This is a genomic window from Pseudomonas sp., from assembly GCF_049301935.1.
Lineage (GTDB): Bacteria > Pseudomonadota > Gammaproteobacteria > Pseudomonadales > Pseudomonadaceae > Aquipseudomonas.
Map to the genome: position 1 here is coordinate 1 of NZ_JBAQLP010000049.1, position 14,730 is coordinate 14,730.

The following is a 14,730-nucleotide window of genomic DNA, read 5'->3' on the forward strand; positions in this document are numbered from 1 at the left end:
GCGTTTGCTGGACGATCTGGGCTATGGTTTCGCCCTCGATCAGGACCTCGCCGGCCAGCCGGTGACAGCCGATACGCTCTACCGCCTGCGTCCCGATGCCGGCCTGGACGCAGTCTTTGAACTGCAGCCCGGGGTTTTTTACGGCGCCGATTTGCTGGCCATGGCCCAGGCTGACTGGTCCGCGCCCGGCGCGTTGGCCGCGGCCAAACGGCTGATGCGCCAGGCCCTGGCGCCCCATTTAGGTGGCCGGCCGCAGGTCAGTCGTGAACTGTTTCTCTCTGCACCCAGAATCAACCTTAAGGACTCTCTCCGTGACTGACGCCCCTCGCATTCTGCTCGGTATCAACATCGATCACGTCGCCACCCTGCGCCAGGCCCGTGGCACCCGCTATCCAGATCCGGTCAAGGCCGCTCTGGACGCCGAGGAGGCCGGTGCCGATGGGATTACCGTGCACCTGCGCGAAGACCGCCGGCATATCCAGGAGCGCGATGTACGCCTGCTTAAGGAAGTCATGCAGACGCGGATGAACTTCGAGATGGGCGTCACCGAGGAGATGCTCGCCTTCGCCGAAAGCATCCGCCCCGAACACGTCTGCCTGGTGCCGGAAACCCGTCAGGAGCTGACCACCGAAGGCGGTCTGGATGTGGCCGGGCAGGAAGCGCGGATTCGCGCGGCGGTGCAGCGCCTGAGCAAGATTGGCTGCGAAGTGTCGCTGTTTATCGATCCGGATCTGCAGCAGATCGAGGCCTCCAAGCGTGTCGGTGCGCCGGCCATCGAACTGCACACCGGCCGTTACGCCGATGCCCATACGCCCGAAGAAGCGGCGCGTGAATTGGCGCGGATTCGCGATGGAGTGGCCTGCGGCCTGCAGCACGGCCTGATCGTCAATGCCGGCCATGGCCTGCATTACCACAACGTCGAGCCGGTGGCGGCGATTGCCGGGATTAACGAGCTGAATATCGGCCACGCCCTGGTGGCCCACGCGCTGTTCGTCGGCTTTAAACAGGCGGTGGTGGAGATGAAGGCGCTGATCGTCGCAGCGGCCAATCGCGGTTGAATCAGGGTCGTAGGATGGGTTAGCCGCGCAGCGGTGTAACCCATCAATTCGTTATGGCTTGCGCGCGATCAGCACCGCGCGGCTCGGCGCAGGTAGGCCTTCGACGGTGCGGCTGTGGTCTGCAGGGTCGAGAAACTCGGGCAGCGACTGGAAGCGCATCCACTCGGTCGAGCGCTGTTCGTCCACCGAGGTGGTGCTGACATCCACGCAACGCACATCGACGAAGCCGGCGCGGCGTAGCCACAGCTCCAGTGCCGGCACTGAAGGCAGGAACCAGACGTTGCGCATCTGCGCGTAGCGATCCTCGGGTACCAATACTTGCTGCGCATCGCCTTCGACCACCAGGGTTTCCAGTACCAGTTCGCCGTCCTTGACCAGGCAATCCTTGAGGTCGATCAGATGATCGATGGGCGAGCGGCGGTGATACAGCACACCCATGGAAAACACCCTGTCGAAGCCTTGCAGCTTGCCGGGTAACTCCTCGAAGGCCAGCGGCAGGTGCCAGGCGGGTAGGTCAGGCAGATAGTGCTTTATCGCCAGAAACTGGCAGAGGAACAGCCAGTTGGGGTCGATGCCGACCACGCTGTCCGCGCCGGCACCGAGCATGCGCCACATGTAATAGCCGTTGCCGCAACCGACATCCAGCACGCGTTTGCCCTTGAGGTCGAGGTAGGGCGCGACCCGCTGCCATTTCCAGTCCGAGCGCCATTCGCTGTCGACATGCACGTCAAATAGATGGAATGGGCCTTTGCGCCAGGGGATCAGGCCCTGCAGCGCGCTTTTCAGCGCGGCGCGGGTTGGCTCGTCGCAGGGGCCGTTAAAGCTGAAGTTATGCAGCAGTTCCAGTTGCTCTACGTTCAACTCTGGCAACGCTTGTACCGCGCCATACCAGCGCGGCAGGTCGCCGTGGCCGATCGCCAGTTTGGCGTCGATCTGCCCCGGCAGGTCGGCTGACCAGTCTTGCAGCGGGGTGCCCGCCAGTTGGGCCTGCAGGGCGTCGAGGTCGAGGCGGTTGATCATGGCAGGGCAATCAAGGAGGCGAAGTTAAGGCACTGGAACCACGGCACCACCTGGCTGAAGCCGGCGGCCAGCAGGCGTTCGCGGTGCTGTTCCAGGCTGTCAGGCAGCATGACTTTCTCGATGGCGCTGCGTTTCTGGGCGATTTCCAGCTCGCTATAGCCGTTGGCACGCTTGAAGGCGATATGCAGCTCGTTCAGTAATTCGTGCTGCTGGTTGTCTTCGAACTGTAGCTTTTCCGAGAGAATCAGTGCGCCGCCGGGCAGCAAGGCTTGGCGGATCCGCGTGAGCAATTCGAGGCGTTGTTCGGGTTGGATAAACTGCAGGGTGAAATTCAGCGCCACCAGCGAGCTGGGCTGCAAGTCCAGGCTGAGGATATCGGCTTCGATCACCTCGACCGGCAGCAATTCCTGAAACATCGAGTCCTGGGCGTGCAGGTATTCGCGGCAGCGCTCGACCATGGCGCTGGAGTTGTCCACCGCAATGACTCGGCAGTCGTCGATCTGCACATGCCGGCGCAGCGCCTGGGTGACTGCGCCGAGCGAGCTGCCCAAGTCATACAGCACGCTGTGCGGCTGGGCGAACTGACCCGCGAGCACGCCGATATTCTCGACAATGGTCGGGTAGCCGGGCACCGAACGCTTGATCATGTCAGGGAAGACCCGCACCACATCTTCGTTGAACACGAAGTCTGGCACCTGAGCCAGGGGTTGGGCGAAAAGACGGTCGGGCTGTTTGCTCACGATGGCGGCGCACTGATCGGTAAGGCCGGGCATTTTAGCCAAGTGCTGGATTAAGCCAAAGCTTGATTACTTCATTTGATCAAAAATGAACTCGCCGGCCCCCTGCAGCGGGCCCAACGGATTGCGCTTGACCTCGTAGCGGCGGATGTTCGGTTCGCCGTTGCTGAGTTTGTGCACCAGCAGGTCATCCACTAGGACAAACACAGCATGGAATTTCCAGCCCTGTAGCTCGCGTTTCTTGCGAAAGTTGAAGGTGTCAGCCCAGAAGTTACCCACTCGCTTGGTATCGATCTTGTTGAACTCGAAGGCGTAGCCCACGCAGCGGTCCTTGGCTTCCAGGCAGCGCAGCAGGCCATCGGGCAGGTAGTCGAGGGGTACATTGGCCTGCACGAACATCAGGCGGATGTCGATAAATGAAAGCATCTTGCCATTGCCCTGGGTCAGCGGGTCGAAACCCAGGTCGAAGAGTTCGGTGCGTGTGGTTTTGCCCGGTATGGCCTGGGCATAGCGTATTTCTGAATCGAGGTAGTCACCGAAAGGTGAGCGCGCTTCTGCGTGTTCACTGGGTAACAGGCTGCTGCAACCTGGTAGCGATGTGAGTATGAGGAGCAGACAAACTACAGACCTCTTGTCCATCATGATGTTTCTCTACGTAGACCCTGTCCTATTGCTATAGCCGATATCTCGTTGCCCTGCCTGTTAAGGCAATCGAGGCGCTGATTTTAATCGTTGCCAGCATGCTGAGGGCGCGACGCCAGGGCTGCGGCAATTGTTGGGGCGTCACGCTTGCCCAGGTCACGCAGGAGAGGGCGCTGGGCTATTTGGCCCTGATGCGGCAGTTGAAGCGCTGCGCAGGTACCACTCCCACCTCCCAGGGCCGTTCATAGGTCAGGGCCAATTGACCTACGCCAGCCTGGGTGACCGCGAAGCGCCAGATGGAAACCCCGGCGCTGCCAACCAGGCCCGCGTCTTCTGGGTTGGTGTAGACCTCGGGGCCGAGGCTGTGCAGCACCTGTGGCGCGGAGTCGCGCAGTAGCCAGCGAAAACCGGTGGTAGGGTTGCTGGGCAGGCGCAGGATAAATTGCTGGCCGACCTGCAGCGACAGCGGGCATTTGCTCTGCTGGCTCTGCTCCAGGGTAACGCTGCTGGGCTTGTGCGCGCAGGCGGTGAGCAGGGCAAGGCTGAATGCCGCTGTCAGGCGTAGGGCAAGCATGGTGAACTCCTGGCAAATGTCGGAGCTGCCAGCATAGCCGCTAGGGCTGCTGCGCGGGAGCCTGTGTCGAGAACGCCGCCTGCAATGGCGCGCGCAAGCGCTGGGCGTATTCGTCGATCAAGGGCGTGAGCAGGGCAAAGCATTCGTGCGGTGCCAGGCGTACTTCGCGGCTGTCGATCAGTTCATGCTCCAGGCGCTGCAGCATCTGCTGCAAAGACGTGCCGGCGGGTGACTGTTGCAGTTGCCGACAGAGTTGCTGAATCTGCTGTTTCAGGCTTGGCGGGCATTGACTGTAATTGGCTGCACGCACGCTTAGGCCGCGCAGGCGGGCGAGGTTTTCCAGGCCATGGCAAGCCTGGGCGATGCCCTGTACGTGTGAGTTGCCAGCCTGGTGCAGGCGGGTTTCGAGTGTTGCGATGACGTGCAGTAGACCGTCGATAACCTGGCAATGCGCGGCAAAGTCCGCCGGCTTGCGCCGCAGGCGTGGCCAGTCCTGCTGCAGCGGCGCAAGTTGCAGGCTGGGGCCTGGCCAGTTCAGCCAGAGCTGGTCGAGCTGGCGGGCCAGGGCGTTGCGCTGGCTGGTGCTGGGCAGGTCTTGCTGGGCGCCCAGGCCGCGGTGTTTTTGCAGGTTCTGCAGCAGGTCGATGGCGCGTTGCAGTAACGCCGCTTGCAGCTCGTTGAGATGCTGCTGGTGGCGTTTGCCGGCGAGTTGGCTGAGGAAGTGGCCGGCGAGTAACAGCGCCAATGCCAGGGCGAGAGCAATGCTGAGGGCCATAAGCTGGTTTCCTGAACCCGAACGGTGCGCAAGGGGGCAGGCAAACTCAGCAATTCCCTTGCCAGGCCGCGCAAAGACCCGATTTCAGGCATTCTTAATCCGCTGCCGATCGACTGTTTGCCCTGTAGTTGGGCGCTTTTAATGGCTTTGGCGGTTTTTGGTGCGATTGCTGCCCATTTGTCGTGCGGGCTGCAGTTTTACCGGACAAAGGGTTAAAGTTGCACCTCTGTTTTTCAGGGTTGCACTTTTCATGTTCAACGCGCGTTTGATGCGTCTTGATGACCAGGCCCATGAGCACACCCACGACCATCATCAACTGGTGCTGTCGTTGGCTGGGCGTGCCGAATTCGAGGTAAACGGCCGGGGTGGTGAGGTGTGCCGCATGCGCGCCTGCCTGGTGCCGGGCGATGCCGATCACCAGTTCGCCGGCATGGGTGATAACCGCATGCTGATCATCGACCTGGATGAGCAGGGTACCTCCAGCGAAGACCTGCAACTGCTGACCCGCCTGTTTGAAACCCCGCGTTACCCGCAACTGGATGCTGACTTCCAGAACTTACTGAGCTATGCCGGCGCCGAGCTGGAGCGTTACGGCTCGGATCCGCTGTTGCCCCGCGCGCTGGGTGGCGTGCTGCTGCGCGCCTTGCACCTGCGCCTGTTCGGCGAGCCCCATGCGCGGGCTGTGGGGGCGCTGAATCTGGAGCGCCTCGACAGTTACATCATCAAGCATTTGGCGCGGCGCATCAGCGTGGCCGAGCTGGCGCAGGTGGTCTGCCTGAGCCCCAGTCATTTCCATGCGCAGTTCAAAGACAGCGTCGGCCTGACGCCGCACCAGTACCTGCTGAAAACCCGCCTGGACCGCGCCGTGCGGCTGATCCGCGAAAGCGGCCTGCCGCTGATCCGCATCGCCGAAGAGTGCGGTTTCTCCAGCCAGAGTGCGCTGACCACCGCCATGCGCCGCTACTTGGGGCTGACGCCGAAACGCCTGCGCAGCGCCGACTAAAGGCGCGCTGGCCGCCTTGGATGGCAGTGGCCATCGGCGAGTGACTGCCGATCAAACGTGAACTTCTTCACGCGGCAGACTAAGCTGTGGCTCACAGAGACACTTACTGTGCCCGGGCAAGGATGCTTTTAATAGTCAAGTGTGCCCCCCAAGTACGAGTAGTCTTGATGAACAAGCACCTGCACCCATTGTTTGCATTTTTGCTGCTGAGCACGCCTTTGCACGCCGCCAGCCTGCAAGCCGAGCTGGTGGACAATCAGGGTCAGCCCTTGGCCAATGCCGTACTCAGCTTGCGTAGTGCGGTTGCACCAGTGGTTGCACCTGCTGCTGCAGTAATGGATCAGCGCTCGCAGCAGTTCGCACCCACTGTACTGGCGGTGCGCAGCGGCACCTCGGTGGCGTTCCCCAATAGCGACAATATCCGTCATCACGTCTATTCGTTCTCGTTGGCCAAACGCTTTGAGCTGCGTCTGTATCAGGGCACGCCGAGCGAGCCGGTTATCTTCGACACGCCCGGTGTGGTGGTACTGGGCTGCAATATTCACGACTGGATGGTTGGCTATATCTATGTGACCGACGACCCCTGGTTTGCCGTAAGTGATGAGCAGGGGCGATTGAGCCTTGAGCAATTGCCGCCGGGCGCTTACACGGTCAGTCTGTGGCATCCGCAAACGCCGGATATGGTGCCGCAGGCTGCCGGTCAGTTGCAGTTGACTGAAGCCGGCAGCCAGCAGCGCTACACCCTGACCACGCAGGCCCCCGCTAACCAGGCCGCACCAAGTGCGCCGGCCAGTGCCTTTGGCGATGCGTTCAAGAAGGCCCGTGATGCTGCGCAATAGTTTTCAGGCGCGAATTGCCGGCGTTCTGGTACTGCTGTTGTTGGTGGTAATCGGGGCGCTTTATGTCGCCGTGCGGACCGCCACCGATGCGGCCATACGCAGCCAGGCACGCGAACAGTTGGATGTCGGTAGCCTGGTATTTCAGCAACTGCTCGAAGTGCGTGGCCGCCAGTTGCACGATGCGGTGCAGGTGCTGGCTGCCGACTTTGGTTTCAAGGATGCCGTGGCCAGTGGTGACAGCGAAACCATTCGCTCGGCCCTGGTCAATCATGGTGCGCGGATCAATGCCCGCGCAGTGATGATGCTGGACCTGGACGGCAACCTGGAGGTCAGCAGTGACCGGCAGATCAGCGGTGATACCGCCCAGCGTCTGAGCGCCCAGGTGATGCAGCGTCAGCGCGAGGGCGTGCAGATATTCCTGATGCCGATTGCCGACAAAATTTACCTGCTGGTGCAGGCCACCGTCACCGCGCCGCTGCCGATTGCCCGGGTGATGATGGGCTTTGAGGTTGACGATGGGTTCGCTGCCGAACTGCGGGAGTTGACCCACCTGGAGCTGACCCTGCGGGCGACCCAGGACGGTGTAGCCGATATCTGGATCAGCACCCTGCAGCCCGCGCAGCGTGAGCAGTTGCAAGGCCGCATGGCCGAACTGGCAGATGATGCGGTGAGCCAGATTGGTGACGAGTCCTACCTTAATCAGACCCTGGTACTGGCCAGCGGCGACGGTTTTGAGGTGCGCGCGCTGCTGCACAAGTCCCTGAGTCAGGCGCAGCAGGCGTTTGCTCCGCTTGATCAGAATATCCTGCTGATTGCCCTGGTGGCGCTGAGCGCCTCCCTGGGCGGCGCTCTGTTGCTGGCGCGCTCGGTGTCGCAGCCGGTGCAGCAACTGGCCGCTGCCGCTGAGCGGGTGCGCCATGGTGACTACCAGGCCAGCCTTGAGCTGAAGCGCAGCGATGAGCTGGGGCGCCTGGCCACAGCCTTCAAGGCCATGCAGCAGGGCATTGCCGAGCGTGAGCGGCAGCTGGCGCACAATGCGTTGCACGATGCGCTGACCGGTCTGCCCAACCGTACCCTGGCGCTGGAGCGTTTGGGCAGTGCGATCACCGCCGGCCGGCCGGCGGCGCTGCTCTACCTGGGCGTGGCGAATTTTCGTGCAGTTAATGAAAGCCTGGGGGCGGAGGGCGGTGACCTGGCATTGCAGCAACTGAGTCGGCGCCTGCAGGCGACCCTGCGCCCCGGCGATAGCGTGGCGCGGATCATTGGCGATGAATTTCTCCTGCTCCTGGAAAACAGCGACAGTGACAGTGCCGTAGGTATCGCCGACAAGGTGCAGCAGCTGCTACTCAAGCCGCTGCGCGTGGCCAACCACGATTTCGCCCTGGAGTGCCGTATTGGCATTGCCAGCTACCCGGTCGATGGCAATGCCCCGGAAGAGCTGCTGCGCCGGGCGAGCATCGCCATGCAGGATGCCGCGGGCATGCCCAGCCATCTGCAGATTTACCAGCGTGGTCGCGATGATGCCCAGCAGCGGCAGATTCGCCTGATCCGTGATTTGCGCCATGCGCCGGGCAAGGCCGAGTTGTTGCTGCATTATCAACCGAAGCTGGATATTGCCGCCGGCCAGGTACGTCAAGCCGAAGCCTTATTGCGCTGGCAGCACCCGGTGCTCGGCATGGTCTCGCCGGGGGAGTTTATTCCGCTGGCTGAGCGCACCGGCAGCATCCAGCTGCTGACCGCCTGGGTGATCGAGGAAGTTCTGCGCCAGTTGCGTGAATGGGCCGGTCGCGGCCTGCGCGTGCAGGTGTCGCTGAATATTTCCACCGAAGACCTGATCGACCCGCAGTTACCAGCACGGGTCAGCGCCCTGCTGGCCGAATACCAGGTGCCGGCCGAACAGCTGATTTTTGAAATCACCGAAAGCGGGGTGATGCTCAACCCCGAGCTCGCCTTGAAGGTGTTGCATGACCTGCGCGCGTGCGGCATCAGTCTGTCGGTGGACGACTTTGGCACGGGCTACTCATCCCTGACGCAGCTCAAGCGTATGCCGGTGCAGGAGCTGAAGATTGACCAGTCGTTTATCCGTGACCTGGACGACGCCAGCGAGGACTCGGTGATCGTGCGCTCGACCATCGAGATGAGCCATAGCCTGGGTCTCAAGGTGGTGGCCGAGGGGGTCGAGTTCGAGCGCAGCCTGCAACTGCTGGCGCGCTGGCAGTGTGATACCGCCCAAGGCTACCTGATCAGTCGACCGTTGGCGGCGAAAGCCTTTGAAACCTGGATGGCACAATACCGCCATGCCTCACCGAGCCCGGTGCATTAAGGATGACTGAGCTGGCGCGCGGCATAGCGTTGTTATTCGGCTTGCTGGCCAACCTGGCCTGGGCCGACGGCCGCTTGCTGGCCACCGGTGGTTCCAGCAGCCTCGAAGGTGCGGCCGGTGGCGGCATCACACCCTGGGCGGTGCTGTCTGGTTATGGCGAGCGCGGCGAATGGGGCGCGGATGTATTCGCCACGCGGGTACAAACCGCCGATTACCGCCTGGAGGTGGCCGGTATTGGCGTCGCGTTCGATAACCGCGTCGAGCTGTCCTACGCCCGCCAGCGTTTTGATCTGGGCACCCTGGCGCGCCACCTCAACCTGCCGGAAAACAGCCTGAGCCAGGATATCTACGGCCTCAAGGTGCGCCTGTTTGGTGACCTGATCTACGACCAGCTGCCGCAGGTATCGCTGGGCATTCAGCACAAACGGCAGAAGGATTTTCTGATTCCCAGCCTGGTGGGCGCCCAGCGCAGTGAAGATACCGAAGGCTATATAACGGCCAGCCGGCTGATCCTCGGCGGTGCCTTTGGCTACAACCTGCTGCTTAATGGCGGCCTGCGTTACAGCCGGGCCAACGAGCTGGGTTTGCTGGGTTTTGCCGGCGACCGGCGTGATCGTCACTCGCTGCTCAAGGAAGGGGCCGTGGCCGTGCTGTTCAACCCGCGTTGGGCGCTGGGGGTTGAGTACCGTGAGAAACCGGACAACTTAAGTTTTGCCGGGGAGAGCGACTGGGCCGACCTGTTTCTCGGTTATTTCCCCAACAAGAACCTGGCCGTGGTGCTGGCTTATGCGCGCTTGGGCGAAATCGCCACGCTGGATAATCAGGACGGGGTCTATCTGTCCGTGCAGGGGAGCTTCTAAGCATGCGCAGTCTGCTGCTGGCCATTGTGCTAACTCTGACGGCCTGCGCCCAGCAGCCGGCCAAAGACGACAGCCTGTACCGTGATCTGGGTGAGCAGGCGGGGATTACCCGCATCGTCGAAGGCATGCTGCTGAATATCGCCGCCGACCCGCGCATCGTCCGCCACTTCGAGAATATCGACATCGTGCGCCTGCGCGACAAGCTGGTGGAGCAGATCTGCGTCGAGGCCGGCGGCCCCTGCACCTACACCGGCGACAGCATGGAGGACAGCCACAAGGGCCAGCACCTCACCCCCAGCGACTTCAACGCCCTGGTGGAAAACCTGCAGGATGCCATGAGCGCTCAGGGTGTGCCCATGCCCGCGCAAAACCGCCTGCTGGCGCGGCTGGCGCCGATGCGGGCGCAGGTGATTGATCGTTAGAACCTCTTTACGATCTGCTGCGTGTCGGCCCTGCTGCTTTAAAAACAGGCTCGGCAAGCCGCTTGCGGCTAACGCGCTCTAGCACGACCCGAAGGGCGAGTGAAACGAGTAATGCTCATGGGGCGCGTGCTCAGCGCAAGGTCTGCGCAATCGCCAGAATATCGGTGCGGTGGCTGACCACTAGGCTGAGTTCGCCGTTCTCACCGATAAAGTCCTGCGGCGGCATCAGTTTCTGGTAAGCCGCCAGTTCTTGCAGTGGCGGTAGCTCGGCAGCCGGGGTGCTTTCCTTGATGGCGTGATAAAGCGCCAGGTTGACCAGATCGAGCAGTTGCAGGCGATGCCCCGGGCTGCGTTGCCAGTTGCCGGCGTCGCGAATGATCTCGATATAGTCGTTATGCACTGACCATTTCTTCAGCACGATGATGCCGAGCGATTTGCTGTATTCGCGGCATAGCGTGTAATACAGCTTGCTGGAGGGCGCCACACTTTCATTTCTGAACGCCGAGAGCACGGCGAGGGTGCCCACTTCGCTGAGCAGACTGGCCAGCAGGGCGTGTTCCGCTGTCACCTGACCGAGCAGGCGGGCCAGCATGGCGCTGGTGCTGGCCTTGATCACCAAACGCTCCCAAGCATCGACAAACAGCCGCTTGTGCTCTGGGCTGTGCAGGGTGAACAGGCTTTTGATGCTGTGCACCATGGTGATTCGATCGACGTCGCTTAAGCCGAGCAGGCCGATCACCTCATGCAGCGTCTTGGGCGCCAAGGTGTGGCGATACAGGGCGCTGGACGCATGCTTCATCAGCAGCGCACTAAGGGCCGGGTCGCGGCTGATCAGGCGCACCAGTGCATTCAGCGAAATATGCGGATCAGCCAAGGCCCGGCGGATATCCAGGGTAATGGTCGGCAGGCTGGGCAATTGCTCTTCGCCCTGCATCAACTGCGAGACCACCCGCCTATAGATCGAATACTGCGAAACCTCATCGCTCAACATCATGCGCTCCTGCACCTGTTCAGCCAGTGTAGGCAGGGCCTTGGGCAAGCGCCCTGGCGGCGATCAATGGCCATAGGCGAGTAGCCTTCAGGCCATTAGCCCGGGTCGCTGGCACCGTGGCGCTTGGCCTTGCGGATGCGTAGGGCGATGCCGCCGATCAGCAGCAGCGCCAGCGGCCCCAGCAGGCTCGCGGCCAGTTGCGGCGAGAGGTCTAGCCCCAGGCTGTGCGCACCCTCGACGCCGAGCTTGAACAGGCTCAGCAGGTAGTAGCTGATGGCGATGATCGACAGGCCTTCCACCGCCCGCTGGATCTTGATCTGGGTACTGGCGCGGCTGTTGAGGCTGCGCAGTATCGCCGAGTTCTGTTCTTCCACCTCCACCTGCACCCGGGTCTGCAGCAGTTCGCCCAGGTTGGCCACGCTCTGGCCCAGGCGCGCCAGGCGCTGGTCGGTGACGGCGCAGTAGCGCACCGTGGGTTTGAAGCGCCGCTCGATAAAGATGCCGAGGCGCTGACAGTCGCCGACATGGCTTTCGCGCAACTCGCCGATGCGCTCGAATACCAGTTGCGCATAGGCCTCGGCGGCGCTGAAGCGCTGCCGGTGAATGGCCGTGCTGCGCACTATAGTGGCCGACAGCTGGGCGATGGCGCCGAGCAGTTGCTTGGCGTTAGTGGCCGCGGGGTCGGCGTTGCGATCGGACAGACTGGCCAGTTGCTGGTCGTAGTCCTTGAGCTGGCGGTCGACCGCTTGCGCCACCGGCAGGGTCAGCGAGGCCATCATGCGGTAGGTCTCGATTTCCAGCAGGCGCCTGATCATCCGCCCCAGGCGGTAGGCGTTGAGCGTGCGGTTGACCAGCAATATGCGGTTGCGCCCATCGGCGCACAGCCTGAAATCGCTCCACACCACGGCGTCGCCGCCGCCGATCTGCGAGCCGGCCGGGTCCTTGAAGCCGTAGCGGGCGTTATGCCCCTCCCAGTGTTGTTCGGCCTCCACCAGGATCTGCACGGCATTGATGATCAGCGCCCGGTGCGGCTCGATCAGGGCCTCTAGGGTGGCGGGCAGGGTCGGCCAGAACTCGCCACCGGTCTGCTTGGGCTGCACCAGGGTCAGGGTGAAAAACTCCGCGTGCCGTTCCCATTTCAGCGGGTGGCCATCCAGCTGCACCAAGCCCTGGGCGGCACTGGCGTCGGACGCTGCCGCGTCCTGGGTCAGTGCCGCTATCACCGCCGCGCTGACCCCGCCCTGGTCGAGCAGGGCGATATGGAAGACGTGCGCCGGCTCGTTGAAATACAGCGAGGGGCGGGCATGCAGTTCGTTGTGCAGGGCGGTTCTGTACGGATGCATAAGTGCGCTCACTAAAACCCTAGGGTCCAGCAGTGACGCGGGCCGCGCCCGCCATGTCACGCCTTGTGCGCAACTGGCGGCGAGTCAGCGGCTATTCAAACAAGCGTTCTCCATTAGTTCCCCGGCCTGGAGTTTTCAGCAAAAACTTCAGAGCCTTTTGTAAGAAGTGGTCATGCCTCTGCCACTAAATTCCGCTCTTCACTCGTGCAGTGCAGCGGTTTTTGCCGGCAGGTTCTTGCGGCAGACCTACATAGTTGAGCTAGACCTATAACCAACAGCTGCCGATATTGGGGTGTTTGCAACCCCGCACGTGGTAATACGGCTCGGCTGAAGTGGGCGCTGCAAGGGGCAACGCAGTTTGCCTGGCGGGTACTCGGTGAGGCGTATTGCCCTATAAACGCTCGCCATAAACGGGCGTGGTTTGCCAAACAGGGCACGGGTCTATTCCCGTTGCTGGAATAACAACAATCAAGAGGGGAGCTCCCCAATGACTGCAAATACTCCGATGCTCGTCACCTTTGTGGTGTACATCGCGCTCATGGTGCTGATTGGCCTGTTCGCGTACATGCGCACCAAGAATCTCTCCGATTACATCCTGGGCGGTCGCAGCCTGGGTAGTTTCGTCACCGCCTTGTCGGCCGGTGCATCGGACATGAGCGGCTGGCTGCTGATGGGCTTGCCGGGCGCGGTATACCTCTCCGGTCTGTCCGAAGGCTGGATCGCCATCGGCCTGATCGTCGGCGCTTACCTGAACTGGTTGTTCGTCGCTGGCCGTCTGCGCGTGCAGACCGAGCACAACGGCAACGCCCTGACTCTGCCGGATTACTTCACCCACCGCTTTGAAGACAGCAGCCGCGTGCTGCGCATCTTCTCCGCGCTGGTGATTCTGGTGTTCTTCACCATCTACTGCGCCTCGGGCGTTGTAGCCGGTGCCCGCCTGTTCGAAAGCACCTTCGGCATGTCCTACGAGACGGCGCTGTGGGCCGGTGCTGCGGCAACCATCGCCTACACCTTTATCGGTGGTTTCCTGGCGGTGAGCTGGACTGACACCGTGCAGGCCACGCTGATGATTTTCGCCCTGATCCTTACCCCGATCGTGGTGATTATTGCCACCGGCGGTGCCGATGCCACCTTCGCCGCGATTGAATTGAAAGACGCCACCAGCTTCGACATGCTCAAGGGCGCGACCTTTGTTGGCGTGATTTCGCTGATGGCCTGGGGCCTGGGCTATTTCGGCCAGCCGCATATCCTCGCGCGCTTTATGGCGGCTGATTCGGTGAAATCGATCCCGGCAGCCCGGCGTATTTCCATGACCTGGATGATTCTCTGCCTGGGTGGTGCGGTGGCTGTGGGCTTCTTCGGTATCGCCTACTTCTCCGCCAACCCGGACCTCGCTGGCCCGGTGACCGAGAACCCAGAGCGCGTATTTATCGAACTGGCCAAGCTGCTGTTCAACCCCTGGATCGCCGGCATCCTGCTGTCCGCCATCCTGGCTGCGGTGATGAGTACCTTGAGCTGCCAGTTGCTGGTGTGCTCCAGTGCCCTGACCGAAGACTTCTACAAAGCCTTCCTGCGCAAAGATGCTTCGCAAACCGAGCTGGTATGGGTCGGCCGTGGCATGGTGCTGTTGATTGCGGTCGTTGCCATCATGCTGGCGGCCAACCCGGAAAACCGCGTGCTGGGCCTGGTGTCCTACGCCTGGGCTGGTTTCGGCGCAGCCTTCGGTCCGGTGGTGATCCTCTCCCTGGTATGGAAGCAGATGACCCGCAACGGCGCACTGGCCGGCATGCTGGTCGGCGCCATGACCGTAATCCTCTGGAAGAACTTCCTCGGCCACCTGGGTCTGTACGAAATCATCCCAGGCTTTATCTTCGCCACTGTCGCCATTCTGGTGTTCAGCAAGATCGGCAACGGCCCATCGGCCAGCATGATCAAGCGCTTCGACGAAGCCGAGAAGGAATACCAGTCGGCCTGATGGTTTGAATACCTGGCAACTGACTGGTCGCTCAGTTGCCCCGCGGACCTGCTCCGTGGCGATGTGCGTGCGACCCGATAGCGCTTCGCCGGCCCACAGCTTTGCTGTTGGGCCGGTTTTTTTATGGCTGGCCATCCATGGCCGCCACCCTTCGGGCCGTCGCTACGC

Annotated in this window: 14 protein-coding genes and 1 pseudogene; 8 read left to right on the plus strand and 7 right to left on the minus strand. The window is 62.0% G+C overall.

What is annotated here, in order from left to right; translation table 11 throughout:
• Window positions 1-319, plus strand: a pseudogene (locus WA145_RS06590) (DNA repair protein RecO); the annotation flags it as partial.
• On the plus strand, window positions 312-1,058 hold the full coding sequence (gene pdxJ / locus WA145_RS06595) for a pyridoxine 5'-phosphate synthase (RefSeq protein WP_422580802.1): 747 nt from the start codon (window positions 312-314) through the stop codon (window positions 1,056-1,058). The pseudogene WA145_RS06590 and the gene pdxJ, both read left to right, overlap by 8 nt.
• Before the next feature lie 51 nt (window positions 1,059-1,109).
• On the opposite strand, the gene cmoB is transcribed toward pdxJ, so the two are convergent.
• The 5 genes from cmoB to WA145_RS06620 all read right to left on the minus strand — a co-directional run bounded on the left by cmoB (window position 1,110) and on the right by WA145_RS06620 (window position 4,806).
• Window positions 1,110-2,078 (minus strand): tRNA 5-methoxyuridine(34)/uridine 5-oxyacetic acid(34) synthase CmoB, encoded by a 969-nt coding sequence (gene cmoB, locus WA145_RS06600; RefSeq protein ID WP_422580803.1) that lies wholly within the window; start codon window positions 2,076-2,078, stop codon window positions 1,110-1,112.
• The gene (cmoA, locus tag WA145_RS06605; RefSeq protein ID WP_422580804.1) at window positions 2,075-2,851 is read right to left on the minus strand and encodes a carboxy-S-adenosyl-L-methionine synthase CmoA; all 777 of its coding nucleotides are present in this window, start codon (window positions 2,849-2,851) and stop codon (window positions 2,075-2,077) included. Before cmoA ends, cmoB begins: the two co-directional genes overlap by 4 nt.
• Window positions 2,852-2,884: 33 nt before the next feature.
• Entirely contained in the window at window positions 2,885-3,457 is a 573-nt protein-coding gene (locus WA145_RS06610; protein WP_422580805.1) for a hypothetical protein, read from the minus strand.
• Between the two features lie 178 nt (window positions 3,458-3,635).
• On the minus strand, window positions 3,636-4,031 hold the full coding sequence (locus WA145_RS06615; protein ID WP_422580806.1) for a protease inhibitor I42 family protein: 396 nt from the start codon (window positions 4,029-4,031) through the stop codon (window positions 3,636-3,638).
• Between the two features lie 40 nt (window positions 4,032-4,071).
• Window positions 4,072-4,806, minus strand: coding sequence for a hypothetical protein (locus WA145_RS06620; protein WP_422580807.1), 735 nt, complete (start codon window positions 4,804-4,806; stop codon window positions 4,072-4,074).
• Between the two features lie 250 nt (window positions 4,807-5,056).
• Here WA145_RS06620 and WA145_RS06625 point away from each other — a divergent pair, with 250 nt between their 5' ends.
• From WA145_RS06625 to WA145_RS06645, 5 genes are all read left to right on the plus strand, one after another.
• Window positions 5,057-5,809, plus strand: coding sequence for an AraC family transcriptional regulator (locus tag WA145_RS06625; protein WP_422580808.1), 753 nt, complete (start codon window positions 5,057-5,059; stop codon window positions 5,807-5,809).
• Window positions 5,810-5,976: 167 nt separating this feature from the next.
• The gene (locus WA145_RS06630; RefSeq protein ID WP_422580809.1) at window positions 5,977-6,648 is read left to right on the plus strand and encodes a methylamine utilization protein; all 672 of its coding nucleotides are present in this window, start codon (window positions 5,977-5,979) and stop codon (window positions 6,646-6,648) included.
• A complete protein-coding gene (locus WA145_RS06635) occupies window positions 6,632-8,971 on the plus strand; it encodes a putative bifunctional diguanylate cyclase/phosphodiesterase (protein WP_422580810.1) in 2,340 nt (779 codons plus the stop codon). Before WA145_RS06630 ends, WA145_RS06635 begins: the two co-directional genes overlap by 17 nt.
• 2 nt (window positions 8,972-8,973) lie before the next feature.
• Window positions 8,974-9,831: a DUF3034 family protein gene (locus tag WA145_RS06640; RefSeq protein ID WP_422580811.1), complete on the plus strand. Its 858-nt coding sequence runs from the start codon at window positions 8,974-8,976 to the stop codon at window positions 9,829-9,831.
• A 2-nt stretch (window positions 9,832-9,833) separates the two neighbouring features.
• Window positions 9,834-10,253, plus strand: coding sequence for a group I truncated hemoglobin (locus tag WA145_RS06645; protein WP_422580812.1), 420 nt, complete (start codon window positions 9,834-9,836; stop codon window positions 10,251-10,253).
• Between the two features lie 130 nt (window positions 10,254-10,383).
• Here the strand turns inward: WA145_RS06645 and WA145_RS06650 are convergent, their stop codons facing one another.
• Together WA145_RS06650 and WA145_RS06655 are read right to left on the minus strand one after the other, a co-directional pair.
• Window positions 10,384-11,244 carry an HDOD domain-containing protein gene (locus WA145_RS06650; RefSeq protein WP_422580813.1) on the minus strand — a complete coding sequence of 287 codons (861 nt, stop codon included), beginning with the start codon at window positions 11,242-11,244 and terminating at the stop codon, window positions 10,384-10,386.
• 95 nt (window positions 11,245-11,339) lie between these two features.
• Window positions 11,340-12,587: a DUF3422 domain-containing protein gene (locus tag WA145_RS06655; RefSeq protein WP_422580814.1), complete on the minus strand. Its 1,248-nt coding sequence runs from the start codon at window positions 12,585-12,587 to the stop codon at window positions 11,340-11,342.
• Window positions 12,588-13,074: 487 nt separating this feature from the next.
• Here WA145_RS06655 and putP point away from each other — a divergent pair, with 487 nt between their 5' ends.
• Window positions 13,075-14,562, plus strand: a complete 1,488-nt coding sequence (putP, locus tag WA145_RS06660) for a sodium/proline symporter PutP (protein WP_422580815.1) — start codon at window positions 13,075-13,077, stop codon at window positions 14,560-14,562.
• Window positions 14,563-14,730: the final 168 nt, after the last annotated feature.

Bases quoted from the DNA above. Each gene is read 5' to 3' on its own strand.
- cmoB (WP_422580803.1), bottom strand. From the start codon at position 2,078: ATGATCAACCGCCTCGACCTCGACGCCCTGCAGGCCCAACTGGCGGGC.
- cmoA (WP_422580804.1), bottom strand. From the start codon at position 2,851: ATGCCCGGCCTTACCGATCAGTGCGCCGCCATCGTGAGCAAACAGCCC.
- WA145_RS06610 (WP_422580805.1), bottom strand. From the start codon at position 3,457: ATGATGGACAAGAGGTCTGTAGTTTGTCTGCTCCTCATACTCACATCG.
- WA145_RS06615 (WP_422580806.1), bottom strand. From the start codon at position 4,031: ATGCTTGCCCTACGCCTGACAGCGGCATTCAGCCTTGCCCTGCTCACC.
- WA145_RS06620 (WP_422580807.1), bottom strand. From the start codon at position 4,806: ATGGCCCTCAGCATTGCTCTCGCCCTGGCATTGGCGCTGTTACTCGCC.
- WA145_RS06625 (WP_422580808.1), top strand. From the start codon at position 5,057: ATGTTCAACGCGCGTTTGATGCGTCTTGATGACCAGGCCCATGAGCAC.
- WA145_RS06630 (WP_422580809.1), top strand. From the start codon at position 5,977: ATGAACAAGCACCTGCACCCATTGTTTGCATTTTTGCTGCTGAGCACG.
- WA145_RS06640 (WP_422580811.1), top strand. From the start codon at position 8,974: ATGACTGAGCTGGCGCGCGGCATAGCGTTGTTATTCGGCTTGCTGGCC.
- WA145_RS06645 (WP_422580812.1), top strand. From the start codon at position 9,834: ATGCGCAGTCTGCTGCTGGCCATTGTGCTAACTCTGACGGCCTGCGCC.
- WA145_RS06650 (WP_422580813.1), bottom strand. From the start codon at position 11,244: ATGTTGAGCGATGAGGTTTCGCAGTATTCGATCTATAGGCGGGTGGTC.
- WA145_RS06655 (WP_422580814.1), bottom strand. From the start codon at position 12,587: ATGCATCCGTACAGAACCGCCCTGCACAACGAACTGCATGCCCGCCCC.
- putP (WP_422580815.1), top strand. From the start codon at position 13,075: ATGACTGCAAATACTCCGATGCTCGTCACCTTTGTGGTGTACATCGCG.